Consider the following 16,220-nt stretch of genomic DNA (forward strand, 5'->3'; position numbering starts at 1 on the left):
ATTAGTTACCCCACTAAAACTAGAGTTTTATTTATGTATCTTAACATAGTTTTGTTTTTTCTCGCCGACCTACTTAATATTAATTCCGATGCTGCCGGATTTAATATCATTGTTGAGTTTAACTGTTGACTCGATTTTATTATTCCGATGCTACCGGATTTGAGTTAACTCGAAGTCGAAAAACTGAAGGATGGTTGAATGTTGAATGTTGACTCGATTTTACCAGGAGGATGAAGCGCGGATTTGATATTAGATGCTTCTGAGTCGGGTTCGGTGGTTGTCCAGGTTTTGTCTGCCACTCGCGCGAAACGGAAAGCTTCAACAAAGCATACTTTGGAAAAGTTTCCCGCTCAAAGTTTTCGGACGTTACTGACTAATTGATCGACGATCGTTAAAAATTGAGTGCAGCCTAAACTAGCTGGTCTTTCAGTTAGTTCTGGCCTGACGACCCCAACTCCTTTACAGCAGAAAGCCTTCGATTTGCTGGGGGTTTCGCTGACATTCCAGTCATATATCCGGCGGGGGCTAAAGCCCGATCGCCCTACTGGTGGGGGCAATACTAGGAACTTTAAGATCGCGCGGGGGAAGTTCCGTTTCAGGTGCCGTTACTCTGAGGTAATCGGCGATAAACTCACCATACGTTTGCCTGATTTCGTCAGGGAGAAATTTATATCCAAGAAGCTTCGATCGACATTCGGCGGAGCCACAACAACATTTGGGAATGTCAATGAAAGTGTACTCTGTTGTAGAGTAATCCCATGTAATCTCGCTTCCCGAAGGAATATCAACCAATGCCACGAAATCGTAGGCTCCGAATTGATTATTCCGAACCCCTGTGTTTGGGCTACAAGAATGATTGATCAATAATGCCGGTTCATCTAATTCTATATGCAGGTCAAAGTCCATCTGAATCGAGTGAGTAGTTCTTTCGGGCAAGATATCGACTCGGCGTCCAACCACCACAGTCTCACCTTTACGGAAGCCTCGGCTGGCAAAAACGCCTCTACCTTTCTCTGTTTGCTGGATCAAAATATCGAAACCCATTTTCCTCACTCTTAATACAAATTACAAATCTAATTCTAATTCCACGACGTTAGCGCTCCGAAGCGACACTGGAGCGTTAATGGGCTCAGTATCGGAATCTGACAGCGCTGCGACTATCGACTCGTTAACCTGGATTTCGCCATTGTGCTCAGCGTCCTGAGATTTGCTTTGACCAAAAACCATTGCCACCACTACAAGAGATGCGCCAATCACACCGCGTATTCCAAGTTTCTCTCCCAGTAGTAGAAACGAGAAAACCGCTGCGAAAATCGGATCGAGCGTATAAATTAGCGCCGTCTGGTAAGCGTTAACCCATCGTTGAGCCACTACTTGAAGCACAATCGTAGCAGCAGTATCAAATAAGCCAATATATAAAAGAATACCAAGATTCGCGCCAATTGCTTCCTGTTGTGTAACCAGATCTGGAGCGGCCCAGATTAAAGAAAATATTGTTATTACCCAAAGCTGGATCGCGGCGAGTGGCAAAATAGGGTGGCGCAACGTGGTGGACTCAAGCTTAAGAGTGTAGATCGAGTAGAGGAAGGCGTTGCCCAAGATCAACAGATCGCCGATCGCGATCTGTTCACTCTCCCAACACATCACTCCAATGCCAAAGATGGCAATTCCTGCGGCGAGGAAAGTTTTTGGGAACACCTGCCGACCTAGCAGTTGCCCTAGCAGAGGAACTAGGATGACGTTGAAACTGGCAATGAATGCAGCACGATCGGCAGAAGTCGTCTCAAGGGCAAGGGTTTGGAGGACTGATGCAGGAAACAGTATTAGTGATAAAAAGACTCCATCCCGTAGCAGGGAAAGATTAAGGAAGCGTAAATAGGGGGTAAACGGCAACGCTGCTATTACGTAGCGGGTTGCAAATATTGCAGAAGGAGAAAGACTGCTGAGAGCTCCCTTGATAACTGGATAGCTTGTACCCCAGATTAGGGTGACAAGGATCAACACTGCTATACCCCAAGCATGGAGAGTGCTTGGCGATCTTTGAGAACCAATATTTAATTCTGTAGTCATTGAGTAGCCTAATCGATTAGCAATTGAACTAAATTCCGTTAGTTAACCGTAAAGAGGTTGACTAGAGTAAGAAATATCAATATTTTTAACTCGAATGCAGCTTAAACTAGCGGGTGTTGCAGTTAGTTTAGGCCTGACGGCGCCCACTCGTTTACAGCATAAAGCCTTCGATTTGCTGGGGGTTCCGCTGATATTTTAGTCGTGTATCGGTCAGTGGATCGAACCCGATCGCCCTACTGCCAGATAGTTTACATGGAACTTACCCCGCGTGCGGGGTAAGTTTGGTTGGATTAGCCTTTTAATAATCGCAAAAAAGAGTTTCGCGAGTATCTCTACCCGTCACGGGATTAGTACCTTTTGCAACTTTACAAAGTTTTTCTATCATATAGTCTCGCAGCAGTGTTTCTGTAAAATCAGCACCGTCAATCACAGCTCCTTCCAGCCTGGTATTGTAAGCAAAAGCACCCTCAAGGATAGCATTAGTTAAATTTGCTTCCATCATGCGAGCTGAATCTAAAGTAGCACCCGTTAAATTAGCGCCTTCAAAATTTGCCTCTTCCATATTGGCCGCAAAAAAGCTGACACCCCGCAAATCTGCATTGGTAAAATTGCTGTTGCGAAGATTAGCTTTATTAAAACTGTCGTCAGTCAGAACTTGTCCACTAAAATCAGCGCCGACTAGGATTTCTTTGTCGTGAACCACAGCGAAAGCAGGTGCGGGATTAATGCAGATCGCCCCAGCGACAATTACTGCTAAAATAACAAAACTCAGCAAGAAAGTATAAATATTTTTGCGATGTTGGCGAATTCGAGAATTCATAAGTTAAAGCTAATGGGCAGCCGTGACAGTTCAGAATTGAATTCTACCATAAAGCGCGATCGCCCGATGATCGCGAAGCCCTCAAACAAGATTGCGACGGCTGACTCGAATTCCCCCCAATCCCCAAACTCTCGGGATATCGGCACATTGGGAGAAAAATTAGTCGCCGAGTGGTTGCAGCAGCAAGGCTGGGAAATCCTGCACCGACAGTGGCACTGTCGCTGGGGAGAGATTGACATCATCGCACTCGGAAGAGATGAAGAAAGCGAAAAAAACCGAGTTCTTCCCAATCACAAATCCCCAACATTAGCATTTGTCGAGGTAAAAACTCGCCGCCGGGGAAATTGGGATGCTGGTGGAATGCTGGCTGTTACTACCACAAAACAAGCCAAACTTTGGCAAACAGCCGAAATATTTTTAAGCACTCGTCCAGATTTAGCAAATAATTCTTGTCGCTTTGATGTCGCCCTAGTCAGGTGCGAACCTTCACGACCAAACACTAAACAAATATTACCGTTAACAGCAGCGAACTCTCAATCCGCCCTTGCAGAAAACTACCGCCTTACCCTGCAAGAATACATTCGATCTGCTTTTAGCAATTAAAAATATATAATTAAAAATTAGAGGGTAAAATCACAAAGCAATGCCACTAGGTAGTTTTTGATTGTTAAATTCCCTAGGCTCTCGCGAATTTCTCTCTCGATCTTTAACGGACGTGAAAAAAGCGTTAAATCTTCTCTCCCTCTCCCCCTTTCTCTCCCTCTCCCCCTCTGCCATAACAGCTAATTTATATGAGTAGAAGTCTAGGCGAGAGTTTCCGGGCAATATCCCAGGCCCTTGACAAATTGTTGGCGAAACGCTTCAATTTCCTTGCGGTCAGGGCTGCCGTGACAAACCACTGCCACCTGGTAGCGGCGCATCACGCTCAGCGGCGACTGTCCCGTTTCCAAACTCCAAAGAGCCATTTGCAAGCGAATTTCAGGATCGTAAGGAATCCCGAGTTCGTTCATAAAAGCCCGAAAATCCCCGTGCAATTCTGGAGTTAAATATTGGCTCATTTTCACCTTCACCACCCAGCCGTCTATTTGGTGAATAACAGTGATAAATTGCAAGGGAAGATGATGAGCTGTGCGCAGGTAATCCACGACTCTCAGAGTAAGGCTAGTATTGGCGATATAGTAGAGGTATTCCATAACGATCCTTCGAGCAAAGCTGATGCTATACCTCTATCATGGCGGGCTATACCCGCCGCCACAAGGGGAAAAGCACCCGACTTTGGATGGGGGTTTTTACCCAATTTGTTACCCAGTTGACAGATCGATCGCACAGGAATTCACTCGATGACAGAGATTGACTGGTCTTTGGACGGCTACGACTACGAACTTCCGCCCTCGCGCATTGCCCAAAATCCCGTAGTGCCGAGGGACAGTTCTCGGTTGCTGGCTGTAGATTCTCCCAGCAGCCAGCAACACCGGATTTTCCGAGATTTGCCAGATTTGCTGGAGCCCGGAGACTTGCTGGTACTCAACAACACCCGCGTGCTGCCAGCGAGGCTCTACGGGCACAAACCCAACGGCCCGGCTGTGGAAATATTGTTGATGGAAGAACGGCAGCACAACTGCTGGCTGGCTTTGGTTAAACCGGGGAAACGCTTAAAGTTGGGGTCGCAAATTGAGTTTGACCCGATCGCCCCAGCAAGTGAGGACTCCGCTGCAGCTCCTTGCTGTTGCCTTCCCGAAGCCGCCGTGCTCGATCGTCGATTGACTGCGACAGTTATCGCCAGGGACGACGCAACAGGAGGGCGGCTGCTGGAGTTTGACATCCCCACAGATGCGAGTCTGGCGAAGTTTTTGGACGAATACGGCCACGTACCCCTGCCGCCCTACATCGAAAATTCCCAAGCTTCAGCGGAACAGTACCAGACTGTTTATGCCGATCGGCTTGGGGCGGTGGCTGCCCCCACAGCAGGCCTGCACTTCACCGAAGAATTGTTCAGTCGCTTGCAGCAGCGGGGAATCGAAAAAACTTTTGTCACCCTACACGTCGGAGTAGGGACGTTTCGCCCGGTGGAGGTGGCAGACGTGACGGCTCACCAAATGCACGGCGAATGGGTGGAAGTACCCCCCGCCACTGTCGAGAAAATCCGCGAAACTCAAGCTAGAGGCGGGCGAATCTTTGCGGTGGGTACGACAGCAGTGCGAGCTTTAGAGGGAGCGGCGGCGGCGAGCGGCGATTTTTCCTTGCAGCCTTTTTGCGGCCAGACAAATTTGTTTATATACCCTGGTTACAAGTGGCGGGTTGTAGAGGGGATGATTACCAATTTTCACTTGCCCCGCTCTACTTTGATGATGATGGTAAGTGCGATGATTGGAAGGCCTCGGCTGTTGGATTTGTACCGAGAAGCGATCGAGCATCAGTACCGCTTTTATTCGTTTGGCGATGCCATGCTGATTTTACCAACCGCAAAAATGGATTGATCGATCGGGCATCGGGTTCGCCCAATGCCCTGTATTTTGTTTCTATTCTTCCTCTTCTTCTTCATTGCCGGGATACACGAAGCTGTTGGAACGCCCAGTCAGAACAGATTTGCCCAGGGACAGAGCTTTCTGAGCTGCCACTACAGCTTTGCGCTTCCATGTGGCCTTGCGCATATTCTTCTTGGATTTGGAGGTTTTCTTCTTAGGGACTGCCATGACGCTAAATACTTTCTGCTTATATAGACAAACAAACATTCTAGCCGATTTTGCCAGCAATGCTTCCTCCACAAACGGCATTCGTCAGAAGGCATCCGTCAGAAGGCATTCGTCAGTCGATTTTAGATTTTAGATTTTAGATTTTAGGCCTGAGACGTGCGGCTAGTGCTCAGACGTTCGGCGAGTAGTAGGTTGCGTCAGCGATTAGCTTCTCGAACCACACATAAAATCCCCGATTCTGACGCACCCGCAGCCTCTAAAGTTCGTGAAAGTGGTAGATCACGACACCAGTTACTGAATCGTTCTCGATACTGACATAACCCGTTTTGAGCATTGCCGTGAAAGCTTCTTCCACTTCGGCAAAAGTAGCGCCGGTTGCCATCACCCCTTGGGTGACAGATAATCTTCCCTTCTTGGTATAAGCTGCCTTCAGGAGTTTAACCCCTAACTGGTCGGGAGTTTGCTTGGGGTATGTCGCGGCGATCGCCCCGCTGCTGGGATATAGCGGTATACCTTCGCGAGATACGCCGAGTTTGCCCCTGAGAGTGGCATTGTGTTCGTCCACCATGTTCGGCAGCAGCAGCAAGTCAAACAATTGCCCGAACCCAAACAAACCAAAGGTAAACAGCCACAGTAAACCCGTACCAATTTTGCCGTTGTAGAGGCGGTGGAGTCCGAATGGGCCGAAAAAACAAGCTGCCCATAAAAGGTAACTAACACCTAAATTGCTCATTTTCTGACCGTCCTGCTTGGTTATTCTAACTATTGGACTCCCTCTCTATATTTTGTACTTTCTATTTAGTGTTTGAACAGTTTGACACGAGGAGAGATTTGTGCATCATCTGAAGGAAGAGAGAATACAAAAATTGCAATTCTCCCAGTCTCCCCACTCCCAGTCTCCCCCACTCCCAGTCTCCCACACTCCCATAAGTAATTCTGCGTAGCAATTCTTAACGCCAGCAATATATTTCCAGGGTCGAGAGCTTGGTAAAGTATAACGAGGCCGATCGGGCGGTCTGACGAAGACGAACAGACAGGGGCGATCGATCGCCCGCAGTAACAGGCAACTGAAACTCTGAGTAGTTATAACCAGAAATCCAATAAACATATGGTAGATTCCCTCAAAAAACCCACTTTTGAAGAAATGCGGCCGGGAGTGAAAGCCCCAGCCAAAGAAACTATTCTCACGCCGAGATTTTACACAACAGATTTTGACGAGATGGCCAAAATGGACATCTCGGTAAATGAAGCCGAACTAGAAGCAATTATCCAAGAGTTCCGCGTTGACTACAACAAAAACCACTTCGTGCGGGATGCCGAGTTCGATCAATCTTGGGAACACATCGACGGCGAAAAGCGCCAATTGTTCATTGAGTTTCTGGAACGTTCCTGCACCGCTGAGTTTTCTGGATTCTTGCTTTACAAAGAATTGGGACGCAGGCTCAAAGGAAAAAATCCCGTGCTGGCCGAAGGTTTCATGCTGATGTCCCGGGACGAAGCGCGGCACGCCGGATTCCTCAACAAAGCTCTCTCGGACTTTAATTTGTCCCTTGATTTGGGTTTCTTGACAAAGAGCCGCAGTTACACATTCTTTAAGCCGAAGTTTATTTTCTACGCGACTTACTTGTCGGAAAAGATCGGTTATTGGCGCTACATCACCATTTATCAGCACTTAAAAGCCCATCCTGAAGACCAGATTTATCCGATTTTCCGATTCTTTGAAAATTGGTGCCAGGATGAAAACCGCCACGGAGATTTCTTTGATGCGGTGATGAGAGCTCAGCCTCAGATGTTGAACGATTGGCGCGCTAAGCTTTGGTGCCGTTTCTTCTTGCTGTCAGTGTTTGCGACAATGTATCTCAATGATATCCAGCGCGCCGGTTTTTATCGATCGCTCGGACTCGATGCTCGCGAATACGACATTGAAGTGATTAAAAAGACCAACGAAACAGCAGGCCGCGTATTCCCCGTGATGCTCGACGTGAACAACCCCGAGTTTTATGAACGGCTGGATATTTGCCTCAAGAACAATCAGCAGTTGACCGCAATTGTTGCTTCTGAAACTCCGAAATTCTTGCAATTCTTCCAAAAATTGCCTCTGTATTTGTCGAACGGCTGGCAATTAGTGAAGCTGTACTTCATGAAAACAATTGAATCACCTTCTGTACAGGGTGCAGTCCGTTAAGTTTTGATTTTTCATCCTCTGTGACGGCGGTTCTGCGACAAGCGGAGCCGCTTTTTTTGGTATCCAGATTCACCGCAAAAAGTTCTCGCCAGACTTACATTCGCTCGGAATTGGAATTAATGCTGGTTTTTTTTATAAAATTTATCGCCATTCCCCCTGAAGGTTAAAAGCCGCCCAATAATAAGGAGAACGCCACTCTTCCTGCTTCAACATTTCCAGTTGTGCCGCCCTCAATGCTGCCGCTGGCGTTAACCCTTTTTGCAGCATTCCCTGATAAAAACTTGACATTAACGTAGCTGTTCCTTCATCATCCACATTCCATAAACTCACCACAACTCGCTGAGCCCCCGCATACATAAATCCCCGCGTTAATCCTACCATGCCCTCGCCTTGAATGCTCTGTCCTAATCCGGTTTGACACGCACTTAACACTACTAAATCTGCTGCTAACTTCAAATTAAAAATATCAGTAAGTCGCAGAAATCCGTTTAAGGGATTGCCCTTTTCATCTACCAGTGACAAGATGATTCCCGATAGTTCCGGGTGAGTGCTATTCGCTAAACCGTGAGTGGCAAAATGAATGATTTTATATTGGCTTAAGTTCTGACTGGTTGCTGCGGCGCGGCTGGCTGCAAAATCCAAAGATGCGGTGCGAGAATTAGCTGGGAATAACGCTTGAATGATTTGAGCTTCTTGGCGTGTAAATTTTAAACGGCTCCACTGTATGTTATTGTCGCGACTAGAGCGGCTTAAACCGAGATTTACTGATTCTATTGCTTCCCGATTCGTGGCGGTTGACTCGTTTTTTACTCGTTCATCGTCAGCGCTAAAAACTGGATCGGCGAGCATTGCTAAAGTCCGAGTAGGAGGTTGTCTGTCATTGTAGTTTTGTCTTAAGATTCCCAAGGTGGAAGCGGAAGGCAGCAGCACAATTTCATGGTCTACAATTAAAGGCTGATTCCGATTTTTACCGGGTGTTTCGGGGATTGAGAGGGCGGCAAATGGCAGGTAATTGAGAATGCCATCGCCAACTATCAGCAGGCGTTTTTGAGCGAGTTGTGCTGCTACGGGCTGTAAAATAATTTGACTGAGCGTGTTGTTAGCTTCAGCAACTCGATCGGGAATGTTTCGGTAGCGCGGGTTAGTCACAGCATCGCGGAAATTGCGGGCGGCTTTTTCGATGTCGATCCTAGGAGGTAATTCATAACTGGTGATGCTGGTTTTGGTGACAGCCCACAGATAGCTGCGCTTTTTCCCTAAAGAATACTGGAGTAAAATTGTATTGCGATCGAGGATTTGTTGTTGAATCTGTGCCAGGGTTAAAGGTTGCGGTTGGGTAAGGGCGGCGTACCGGGGACTGGTGGAGCGGATTTGGGCTTGAATGTCCTGATATTGTCCTAGTAAAGTTTGCCGTTTTTGGTCTAATTCTGCTTGTTGTTCAGGGGTATGATTGGGGCGGCTTATAGTTTCGATTCGGAGTGTTTCTAAGGCATCGAGTTGCTGTTGTAAATTGCGTTCTCGCTGCAATAATTCTGGGGCTACACCTTGGCGAATATCGGCGTTTGCTTCTTGAAGAAGTTCCAATAAAGTGCGGGCGCGGGAGCGTTCGCTAGCCTGAAAGGCTTTAGTATCGTAACCAGAATTGGGTTGCGTTTTGTGCAGTTGCATTAACAGGTCAATGTAGAACTGGTAATAGTCCTGCACGGTGGCAAAGTATGAGATGCGGAGCTCGTGGTTGGTAATTTTGGTGCGGAGATTTTCGATGATTTTGATGGAGGTTTCAATGTCAGTGAGGGCTGCGATTAAATTGCCTCGATCGCCTTTGAGAATAGCCATATGGTAGAGGGTGAGAGCTTCCCCAGGACGATCGCCCACAGCGCGAAACAGCGGCAGGGCTTGGTTGAAATATTCTTCTGCTTTCTGCTGTTGTCCCAATTTTGAGTAAGTAGTACCTGTATTGTTGAGGGTGAGGGCTTCTCCACGCCGATCGCCCGCTTTTTGTCTCAAATCGAGGGCTTGTTTGTAGTAGTCGAGGGCTGTTTGTTTTTCTCCCAAATCTGAATAGACTAAACCAATATTGGTGAGGGTAGTTGCTTCCTTAGCCCGATCGCCCATAGCGCGGAATAAGGGAAGGGCTTGGTTGAAATACTCTTTTGCTTTCTGTTTTTCTCCTAAATCGTTGTAGGCTAAGCCGATGTTGTTGAGTGTGGTGGCTTCCCCAGTGCGATCGTCCAAAGATGAGTCGCTGTATGCGGGTATGTTCGAGATGTTGCTGAGGTTGATACTTGCTTCAGCGCGATCGCCCATTTCCCGAATTAGGGAAAGGACTTGGTTATAGTAGTCGATGGCTTGCTGTTTCTCTCCCAAAGCATAGTAGACGGCGCCGATATTGTTGAGGATGACGGCTTGCATATGGCGATCGGCTATAGTCTGATGCCAAGAAAGAGCTTGCTTGTAGTAGTTCAGGGCTTGCTGTCTGTCTCCTAATCTATTAATAATTAAGCCGATTTGATTCAGCGTGTAAGCTTCGTACTTCCAATTTCTAAGCATTCGATAAAGCGAACGCGCTGCATCAAACTTTTGCAAGGCCTCCTGGTAAGATGCTGCTGTTTCCTGAGCCAATAGTCGCTCAGCTTCCTGAAGCAATCGCTCGGCTTCATCTGTTTTTTGATTTAATCGTTGTTTGTTTTTCTGAATTAATCGCTCGGCTTCCCCATCCGGGATTTGATTTATACTGAGATCGAGGGTTGTCAGATTTACCAATCTCGCTAAAGGTTTGGCATCTGCGATTTGATTTCTACAGAGGTCTAGGGCTGTCAGATTTGTCAATCCCGCTAAAGGTTTGACATCTGCGATTTGATTTGATGCGAGGAAAAGCAGTATCAGATTTGTCAATCCCGATAATGGTTTCACATCTGCAATTTTATTGCCACCTAGATAAAGAAAATTTAACTCAGTCATTCTCGATAAAGGTGTCACATCTACAATTTGATTAGATGCGAGGGACAGCCCTGTTAGATTAGTCAACCCAGCTAAAGGTTTTAAATCTACGATTTGATTGGCTTCGAGGAAAAGCTCTGTCAAATTAGTCAGTCCCGATAATGGTTTCACGTCTGAGATTTGATTGAAATTGAGGACGAGAAATCTTAGATTAGTCAGTCCCGATAATGGTTGCACATCTGCTATTTGATTTAAACTGAGGTTGAGCTTTCTCAGATTGGTGAATTTTGATAAGGGTTTGATATCGACTATTTGATTGCGAATTAGGGAAAGTTCTGTGAGATTAGTCAGGGTTTTTTGAGCGCGATCGCACTCTTGTGTTTTTGCTTTTGATAGCAACACCTCCACCGTATGTCTGGCTTCCGGGGTCAAATTCTCTTTGTTGGTACAGAAATCAGCAAAACTTTCAAATGTCTTGGGATTTGGCGCGGCGGCAAATCCCATCAGGATAGTCGCACCTACAGCTAAGCCCCAACGCCCCCAAATCGAAAGTATGGGATTCATAAGCACTCGCTCAAAAAAGACCTAATTAGCTGCTATCATAATCTATCGCACCTTGTGATGCGCGCTTTTCCTTCCTGCTTGCCAATTAGATGGGGAGCATTTGGTGAAACAATAGTCGCTACTGCTTCTCGCTGCACTCTCCAAGCATGATTAGAAACCGGGTTTAAGAAACTGGGTTTTTCCAAAAAACCCGGTTTCTCCTCAAAAATTCGGTTTCTGCACAAGTCCTATTTTACTTTACTCTCAACTCAGGAATTTCAAATTAGGGATCTCTATAAAATCTAGCATCTACTATTTTCTGCTGTTTTATGAAACTCAACAAAAAACAATTCAACAAATCTACTTTGGTTTTTGGCTTAGGAATGTTCGCTGTATTCCTCCTATCTTTAACTCTCCGATTTTGGGAACTGGAGCGATTTAACACCTTAGTATTTGACGAGGTTTATTACGCTAAATTTGCCAACGATTATCTCACAAAAACTCCTTTTTTCAACGCTCACCCACCTCTGAGCCAGTACATAATTGCGATCGGCATTTGGATCGGTACTCATCTTCCCTTCGGAAAAACTGCCGTCAACAGTATGGCTGGCTCCCTGCTTTCTCCTTGGGATTACCGCTGGCTGAATGCTCTTACAGGTTCCTTTATTCCCCTAGTTGTGGGAGGGCTAGCTTATCAGCTAGTTCGGCGCCGCACCTTTGCTTTTCTTGCTGCTTTGTTTATCGCCTGCGACGGTTTGTTTTTAGTTGAGTCTCGCTACGCGCTGAACAACATTTATCTAGTTTTGTTTGGAATTTTAGGTCAGTTATTTATTTTAAAAGCCGTAGAAGCAGAAGGCAAAAAGCGCTGGCTTTGGCTGGTACTCTCCGGGATAGGTTTCGGCGCATCTGCGGCTATTAAATGGAACGGATTGTGGTTTCTTTTCGGTACTTATCTAATTTTAATCTGTGCTTGGGCCGTTCGTTTTATCCAGGGTAACAGAGGAAATGAAGAACAAAGCCGCGAGGTAAATTCACCTTTAATTCCTGCCGAAAGTCCCGTACAAAAACTCACTAAACTCAATCTTATAGAACTCTGCTTAAGTCTAGCTATTATTCCTATTATAGTTTACAGCATCTCTTGGATTCCTCACCTGCACTTTAATCCAACTCCCAATTTTTGGCAGATGCAAACGGAAATTTTGACTTATCACCAGCGGATTAAAAGCGGCCCAGATGTACATCCTTACTGTTCCACGTGGTACAGTTGGCCTTTGATGCTGCGCCCCATAGTTTACTTCTACAAAACTGCTAGCAGCAATGCCCAACCCGATCCGGTTTTGCCGCCTTTACCTGAAGGTGCAACTCAGGCAATTTTTGACGTTCACGCGATGGGAAATCCCTTCCTTTGGTGGTTGTCAACCTTAGCTTTATTGCTAGTAATAGGAGTTTTAGTTCACCGGATTTTGGTGTGGCTGCAAACGCGCAGCGAAGCTTCTGTTGACACCATAGAACAGCAGCGGCCGATTTTGTTTCCGCCGACTGCTGAAATGTGGCTGGCGTTATATTTAATAGTTAATTGGGCCGCTAATTTGCTGCCTTGGGTGAAAGTGACTCGCTGCATATTTTTGTACCATTATATGGGCTGTTCTGTGTTTGCAGCCTTAGCACTTGCTTGGTGGGTTGACAGGTGGCTGCACAGCCCTCAAACTCGACTCCGAGGGATGGGGGTAACAATTATTTTTCTGGTTTTGGGTGCTTTTATTTTCTGGATGCCTATCTATTTGGGACTGCCTTTGTCGCAGTGGGAATGGAAAATTCGGATGTGGCTGCCGTCTTGGGTTTAAGTTAGAAATAATTCTTTGATTAACGGGCAAGATGCCCGTTCCACAAGAAAATTAAGTTTTGTAGAACAGGCATCTTGCCTGTTCCTAACAAAGGTGCAAGAGGTAAGTTATAACATTTATGACAAAGGTGAGTTTGCCAAAGCGAGCATTATTTTTGATACAGTGCCCGATAAACTGGTTCGCCCCGTTTCAGAGTAGCAATTTCTCTTTCTGTAGCCACAGGTAGGGGATTTTCTGCTAGCCAGTTGTCGCCTTTTTGACGTTTAAAACTGGGGTGAGATGAAAAGCGATCGCACATTTCCCTTTCTACTTCCTCAATATCAGATTGAATGAAAACTTCACCGCCAACTGCGAGATAAGTTGCCAATTCATTAACTAATTCCTGCTGCACCACCCGCCGTTTGTGGTGCTTTTTCTTGAACCAGGGATCGGGAAATTGAATGCTAACTCGCTGCAAAATACCTGCGGGTAAAGTTTCTAAAATGGGCTTCAGGGAACTATTCGCATTGCAAAACAAATAGTGCAAATTTGTCAAGCCTTTTTCGTCCCGCCAAAGATTAGCCTCCTCTACCAGAGGTTCCCGAATTTCTAATCCTAGAAAGTTCCAGTCAGTTTGTACTTGCGCCATGTGCCACAAAAACCGCCCTCTGCCGCAGCCGATATCTAAATGCAGCGGTAAATTTAAGTCAGCATAAATTTTTGTCCAATCCGGGGGGCTTGCAGATGCTTGATATCTAATTGATAGGGGATTGACGTGTTCCCGCACTCTTACTCTTGCCAATTTTGCTGTCTCCTGAATGTAATTTTTAACCGCTGATGAAGGCAGATTAACGTAGATTTACGCTGAGAAATATTGATTTTTGCGATGTTGTCTAATACTTTTTAATTAATGAGCAATTAAAAATTGTATCTCTGCAACTTTTAATTGCTCATTATTGCATTAGGCTTCTGGTTCAATGCCTGCTGCTCTTAATTGCGCGGCTAATCTTTCCGATCGTTCTCGTTCTTGTTCGGCTTGGTGTTGAGCGATATCCCTTTGCTGCCGTTCCCTTTCTACCATTTCTGCTCCCCACAATAACATCTCTCCGCTCTCATCCCACCAGCGCAACCAATATCCGGTTCTTTCGGCCTTGGTTCCCTGCCAAACACCCAAAAATAACCCAACTCCTTCAATCCAATAACGACCGTTTAAATCAGGTTGCTGTACTTGATATCGTCCTGATGAATTCAACTGATAGACTTCGAGAACTCCGGCTGCAGGTTCAAAAAGTGCATAGATAGGCACTCGCAATACTTGCTCGTAAAAAAACCATTTTCCCGGCGGATACGTGGGTTTTATTGAATATTCATCGTTGGCAGTAGCTGACAAAAATTCCATGACAATCGCCGGGACTTCTCCTTCTAAGTTGGGAGTGTAACTGCGACGAATTTCTTGACTGGAAAGCGGCTGTACGTTGCGGGCATAAAACCAATCTGGAGCTTTGATTACTAGCTTGCTGTCTACTGTCGCACAAATTCCCATGTTTGGGGCAACTAATATTCCTGTTACAATTAGCCCTGCGATTTCTAAGATTTCCCGCAAGGCGGCGGCTAGCAAGGGTTGGTCGATATTTTCCACTGGTTCCTCGTCTAAAATGAAGCCGTCTGGCAATTTTTCCCAGGTAATTTTTAAGTCGGCTGTAGTGGCTGTCACGGTATTTTACCTCTTATTGAGACTGCTATTACTGAGACTGCTGGAGCGCAGCTCGCAATACTTCGCGATGAAAGAGCGATCGCCCTACTATAAATTTTATCCTGTCTGGCGATAAGGCGTCGCCGTTAGCATAGTGTTCCATCCAGGTTTTGCTAATTAAATAAGGATCTTCTGGCAATTCTGATAATAAGTATCCCGGCATTTCTAACTCGTCCATCAATTGACTGACTTTGGGGTCGTAGCTGAGGGCAAAACAGCGGCATTCTTCGGATGCGGCCATAATTAAACTGTGGTAGCGCATCCCGATCGCCATTTCGACTCCCCGGAACACTCCTTTCAATTTTCTGGGGTCTTCTAAACTGAGGATGCGACTCCTTTTGGGCAGGGCTTCGTGCAAATGTTGGGCAATCTCTAAGTCGTGAGACGCTTGAAAAGGCAGCAGCAAAATTAAGGTGCGAGTTGCTTTTTGAAAGTCAACTAAAGCTTGAGTTAAGATTGACAAACGCGCGGGAGTTAGTGTAGAATGAGAACGCAAACAAACAGCAACTCTGGGCGCCGGTAAATCCCACAAACCCGACACAGGGGAATTCTCCAAAGCCCACACCGGATCGGGCGCTAAAGTAAAGGGAATTTTCCAATCTGCAAGTAAAGTAGCTGAACCTTTATCCCGCACGCTGACGGCGGTGCATCCAGCAAAACACCGCTGAGATAACTTGCGAGTCATTTCCCGCTTCAAAGGCCCAATTCCCTGGGCCCAGGCAACAGTTTTTAAGCCCATCCGCTGCGCTATTCCCATCAAACCGCCATAATAGAAAGGGCTCGCAATGCTAGTAGCGTCTTGGATTAAACTACCGCCGCCCCAAATTAGCGCGTCGGAGGTGCGGAGTGCTTCGAGAACTTGGAACGCATTCATGCGATCGCGCGCAGCTACCCCGTACCGCTGATTTGTCTCGACAGGATTGCCAGACAGGACGATCGGCGTCACGCCATCTGGTAACATTTGCAGTAGCGATGCCAACAGCGCCTCGTCGCCGCCGTTGCCTTTACCGTAATAGCCGCACAAAATTGCTCGCATTTCTACTCTTTTCTTTGTTTGTGATGGGGAATCTAACTATTTTAGATTTTAGATTTTAGATTTTAGATTTTTTTGAGATTTGAAATTTGAAATTTGATACTACTACCAAAAAAAATGCTACTGTCAGCAAGCTTCCAGGCTTTACGTCATCAGTCAGTTAAAATCGCAAATCTAATAAAATCTCAAATCGCTAATCTAAAATTGTATGACCAGCCCAAAAACAGGTACAAGCCCCGACTTAAGTCGTGGCTGCTCCTAAAATTTTAGACCAAAGCTCAAGCTCCAAGATTCATCTGTGGAGTAAATCTAAAATCTAAAATCTAAAATCTAAAATCGACTGACTCATCATACTTTATA

At 46.1% G+C, this 16,220-nt stretch carries 14 protein-coding genes; 4 read left to right on the top strand and 10 right to left on the bottom strand.

The window, feature by feature from the left end; all coding sequences use genetic code 11:
- Positions 1-525: 525 nt before the first annotated feature.
- The 3 genes from QUA20_RS24795 to QUA20_RS24805 all read right to left on the bottom strand — a co-directional run bounded on the left by QUA20_RS24795 (position 526) and on the right by QUA20_RS24805 (position 2,890).
- On the bottom strand, positions 526-1,029 hold the full coding sequence (locus tag QUA20_RS24795) for an SET domain-containing protein-lysine N-methyltransferase (protein WP_333192002.1): 504 nt from the start codon (positions 1,027-1,029) through the stop codon (positions 526-528).
- 36 nt (positions 1,030-1,065) lie between these two features.
- Positions 1,066-2,070, bottom strand: a complete 1,005-nt coding sequence (locus tag QUA20_RS24800) for a DMT family transporter (RefSeq protein ID WP_333192004.1) — start codon at positions 2,068-2,070, stop codon at positions 1,066-1,068.
- 298 nt (positions 2,071-2,368) lie between these two features.
- Complete coding sequence (locus QUA20_RS24805; protein WP_333192007.1) at positions 2,369-2,890, bottom strand: pentapeptide repeat-containing protein; 522 nt, start codon at positions 2,888-2,890, stop codon at positions 2,369-2,371.
- 12 nt (positions 2,891-2,902) lie between these two features.
- On the opposite strand from QUA20_RS24805, the gene QUA20_RS24810 reads away from it, so the two are divergent.
- Complete coding sequence (locus tag QUA20_RS24810) at positions 2,903-3,493, top strand: YraN family protein (RefSeq protein WP_333192009.1); 591 nt, start codon at positions 2,903-2,905, stop codon at positions 3,491-3,493.
- Positions 3,494-3,693: 200 nt separating this feature from the next.
- Here QUA20_RS24810 and QUA20_RS24815 read toward each other — a convergent pair whose 3' ends face one another.
- The gene (locus QUA20_RS24815) at positions 3,694-4,083 is read right to left on the bottom strand and encodes a hypothetical protein (RefSeq protein ID WP_172186126.1); all 390 of its coding nucleotides are present in this window, start codon (positions 4,081-4,083) and stop codon (positions 3,694-3,696) included.
- A gap of 147 nt (positions 4,084-4,230) precedes the next feature.
- Here QUA20_RS24815 and queA point away from each other — a divergent pair, with 147 nt between their 5' ends.
- Positions 4,231-5,367, top strand: a complete 1,137-nt coding sequence (gene queA / locus QUA20_RS24820) for a tRNA preQ1(34) S-adenosylmethionine ribosyltransferase-isomerase QueA (RefSeq protein WP_333192011.1) — start codon at positions 4,231-4,233, stop codon at positions 5,365-5,367.
- 42 nt (positions 5,368-5,409) lie between these two features.
- Here queA and rpmF read toward each other — a convergent pair whose 3' ends face one another.
- Positions 5,410-5,583: a 50S ribosomal protein L32 gene (gene rpmF / locus QUA20_RS24825; protein WP_006632406.1), complete on the bottom strand. Its 174-nt coding sequence runs from the start codon at positions 5,581-5,583 to the stop codon at positions 5,410-5,412.
- Positions 5,584-5,839: 256 nt separating this feature from the next.
- Positions 5,840-6,316, bottom strand: a complete 477-nt coding sequence (locus tag QUA20_RS24830; RefSeq protein WP_172186128.1) for a TM2 domain-containing protein — start codon at positions 6,314-6,316, stop codon at positions 5,840-5,842.
- A 375-nt stretch (positions 6,317-6,691) separates the two neighbouring features.
- On the opposite strand from QUA20_RS24830, the gene acsF reads away from it, so the two are divergent.
- The gene (gene acsF, locus QUA20_RS24835; protein WP_333192015.1) at positions 6,692-7,768 is read left to right on the top strand and encodes a magnesium-protoporphyrin IX monomethyl ester (oxidative) cyclase; all 1,077 of its coding nucleotides are present in this window, start codon (positions 6,692-6,694) and stop codon (positions 7,766-7,768) included.
- A gap of 141 nt (positions 7,769-7,909) precedes the next feature.
- Here the strand turns inward: acsF and QUA20_RS24840 are convergent, their stop codons facing one another.
- Positions 7,910-11,272, bottom strand: a complete 3,363-nt coding sequence (locus QUA20_RS24840; RefSeq protein WP_333192018.1) for a CHAT domain-containing protein — start codon at positions 11,270-11,272, stop codon at positions 7,910-7,912.
- A 308-nt stretch (positions 11,273-11,580) separates the two neighbouring features.
- Between QUA20_RS24840 and QUA20_RS24845 the strand changes: the two genes are divergently transcribed.
- The gene (locus QUA20_RS24845) at positions 11,581-13,095 is read left to right on the top strand and encodes a phospholipid carrier-dependent glycosyltransferase (protein ID WP_333192021.1); all 1,515 of its coding nucleotides are present in this window, start codon (positions 11,581-11,583) and stop codon (positions 13,093-13,095) included.
- A gap of 148 nt (positions 13,096-13,243) precedes the next feature.
- Here QUA20_RS24845 and trmB read toward each other — a convergent pair whose 3' ends face one another.
- The 3 genes from trmB to csaB form a co-directional block, all read right to left on the bottom strand.
- Complete coding sequence (trmB, locus tag QUA20_RS24850; protein ID WP_333192024.1) at positions 13,244-13,876, bottom strand: tRNA (guanosine(46)-N7)-methyltransferase TrmB; 633 nt, start codon at positions 13,874-13,876, stop codon at positions 13,244-13,246.
- A 159-nt stretch (positions 13,877-14,035) separates the two neighbouring features.
- The gene (locus tag QUA20_RS24855; RefSeq protein ID WP_333192026.1) at positions 14,036-14,788 is read right to left on the bottom strand and encodes a Uma2 family endonuclease; all 753 of its coding nucleotides are present in this window, start codon (positions 14,786-14,788) and stop codon (positions 14,036-14,038) included.
- A 28-nt stretch (positions 14,789-14,816) separates the two neighbouring features.
- A complete protein-coding gene (gene csaB, locus QUA20_RS24860) occupies positions 14,817-15,863 on the bottom strand; it encodes a polysaccharide pyruvyl transferase CsaB (protein ID WP_333192029.1) in 1,047 nt (348 codons plus the stop codon).
- Positions 15,864-16,220: the final 357 nt, after the last annotated feature.

The sequence above is a fragment of the Microcoleus sp. Pol7_A1 genome (assembly GCF_036701085.1).
GTDB classification, from domain to species: Bacteria; Cyanobacteriota; Cyanobacteriia; order Cyanobacteriales; family Microcoleaceae; genus Microcoleus; species Microcoleus asticus.

What these genes read in the sequence shown, in the direction of transcription:
- QUA20_RS24810 (WP_333192009.1), top strand. Translation starts at nt 2,903, where the DNA reads ATGGGCAGCCGTGACAGTTCAGAATTGAATTCTACCATAAAGCGCGAT.
- QUA20_RS24800 (WP_333192004.1), bottom strand. Translation starts at nt 2,070, where the DNA reads ATGACTACAGAATTAAATATTGGTTCTCAAAGATCGCCAAGCACTCTC.
- acsF (WP_333192015.1), top strand. Translation starts at nt 6,692, where the DNA reads ATGGTAGATTCCCTCAAAAAACCCACTTTTGAAGAAATGCGGCCGGGA.
- QUA20_RS24815 (WP_172186126.1), bottom strand. Translation starts at nt 4,083, where the DNA reads ATGGAATACCTCTACTATATCGCCAATACTAGCCTTACTCTGAGAGTC.
- rpmF (WP_006632406.1), bottom strand. Translation starts at nt 5,583, where the DNA reads ATGGCAGTCCCTAAGAAGAAAACCTCCAAATCCAAGAAGAATATGCGC.
- queA (WP_333192011.1), top strand. Translation starts at nt 4,231, where the DNA reads ATGACAGAGATTGACTGGTCTTTGGACGGCTACGACTACGAACTTCCG.
- QUA20_RS24805 (WP_333192007.1), bottom strand. Translation starts at nt 2,890, where the DNA reads ATGAATTCTCGAATTCGCCAACATCGCAAAAATATTTATACTTTCTTG.
- QUA20_RS24840 (WP_333192018.1), bottom strand. Translation starts at nt 11,272, where the DNA reads ATGAATCCCATACTTTCGATTTGGGGGCGTTGGGGCTTAGCTGTAGGT.
- QUA20_RS24830 (WP_172186128.1), bottom strand. Translation starts at nt 6,316, where the DNA reads ATGAGCAATTTAGGTGTTAGTTACCTTTTATGGGCAGCTTGTTTTTTC.
- csaB (WP_333192029.1), bottom strand. Translation starts at nt 15,863, where the DNA reads ATGCGAGCAATTTTGTGCGGCTATTACGGTAAAGGCAACGGCGGCGAC.
- QUA20_RS24845 (WP_333192021.1), top strand. Translation starts at nt 11,581, where the DNA reads ATGAAACTCAACAAAAAACAATTCAACAAATCTACTTTGGTTTTTGGC.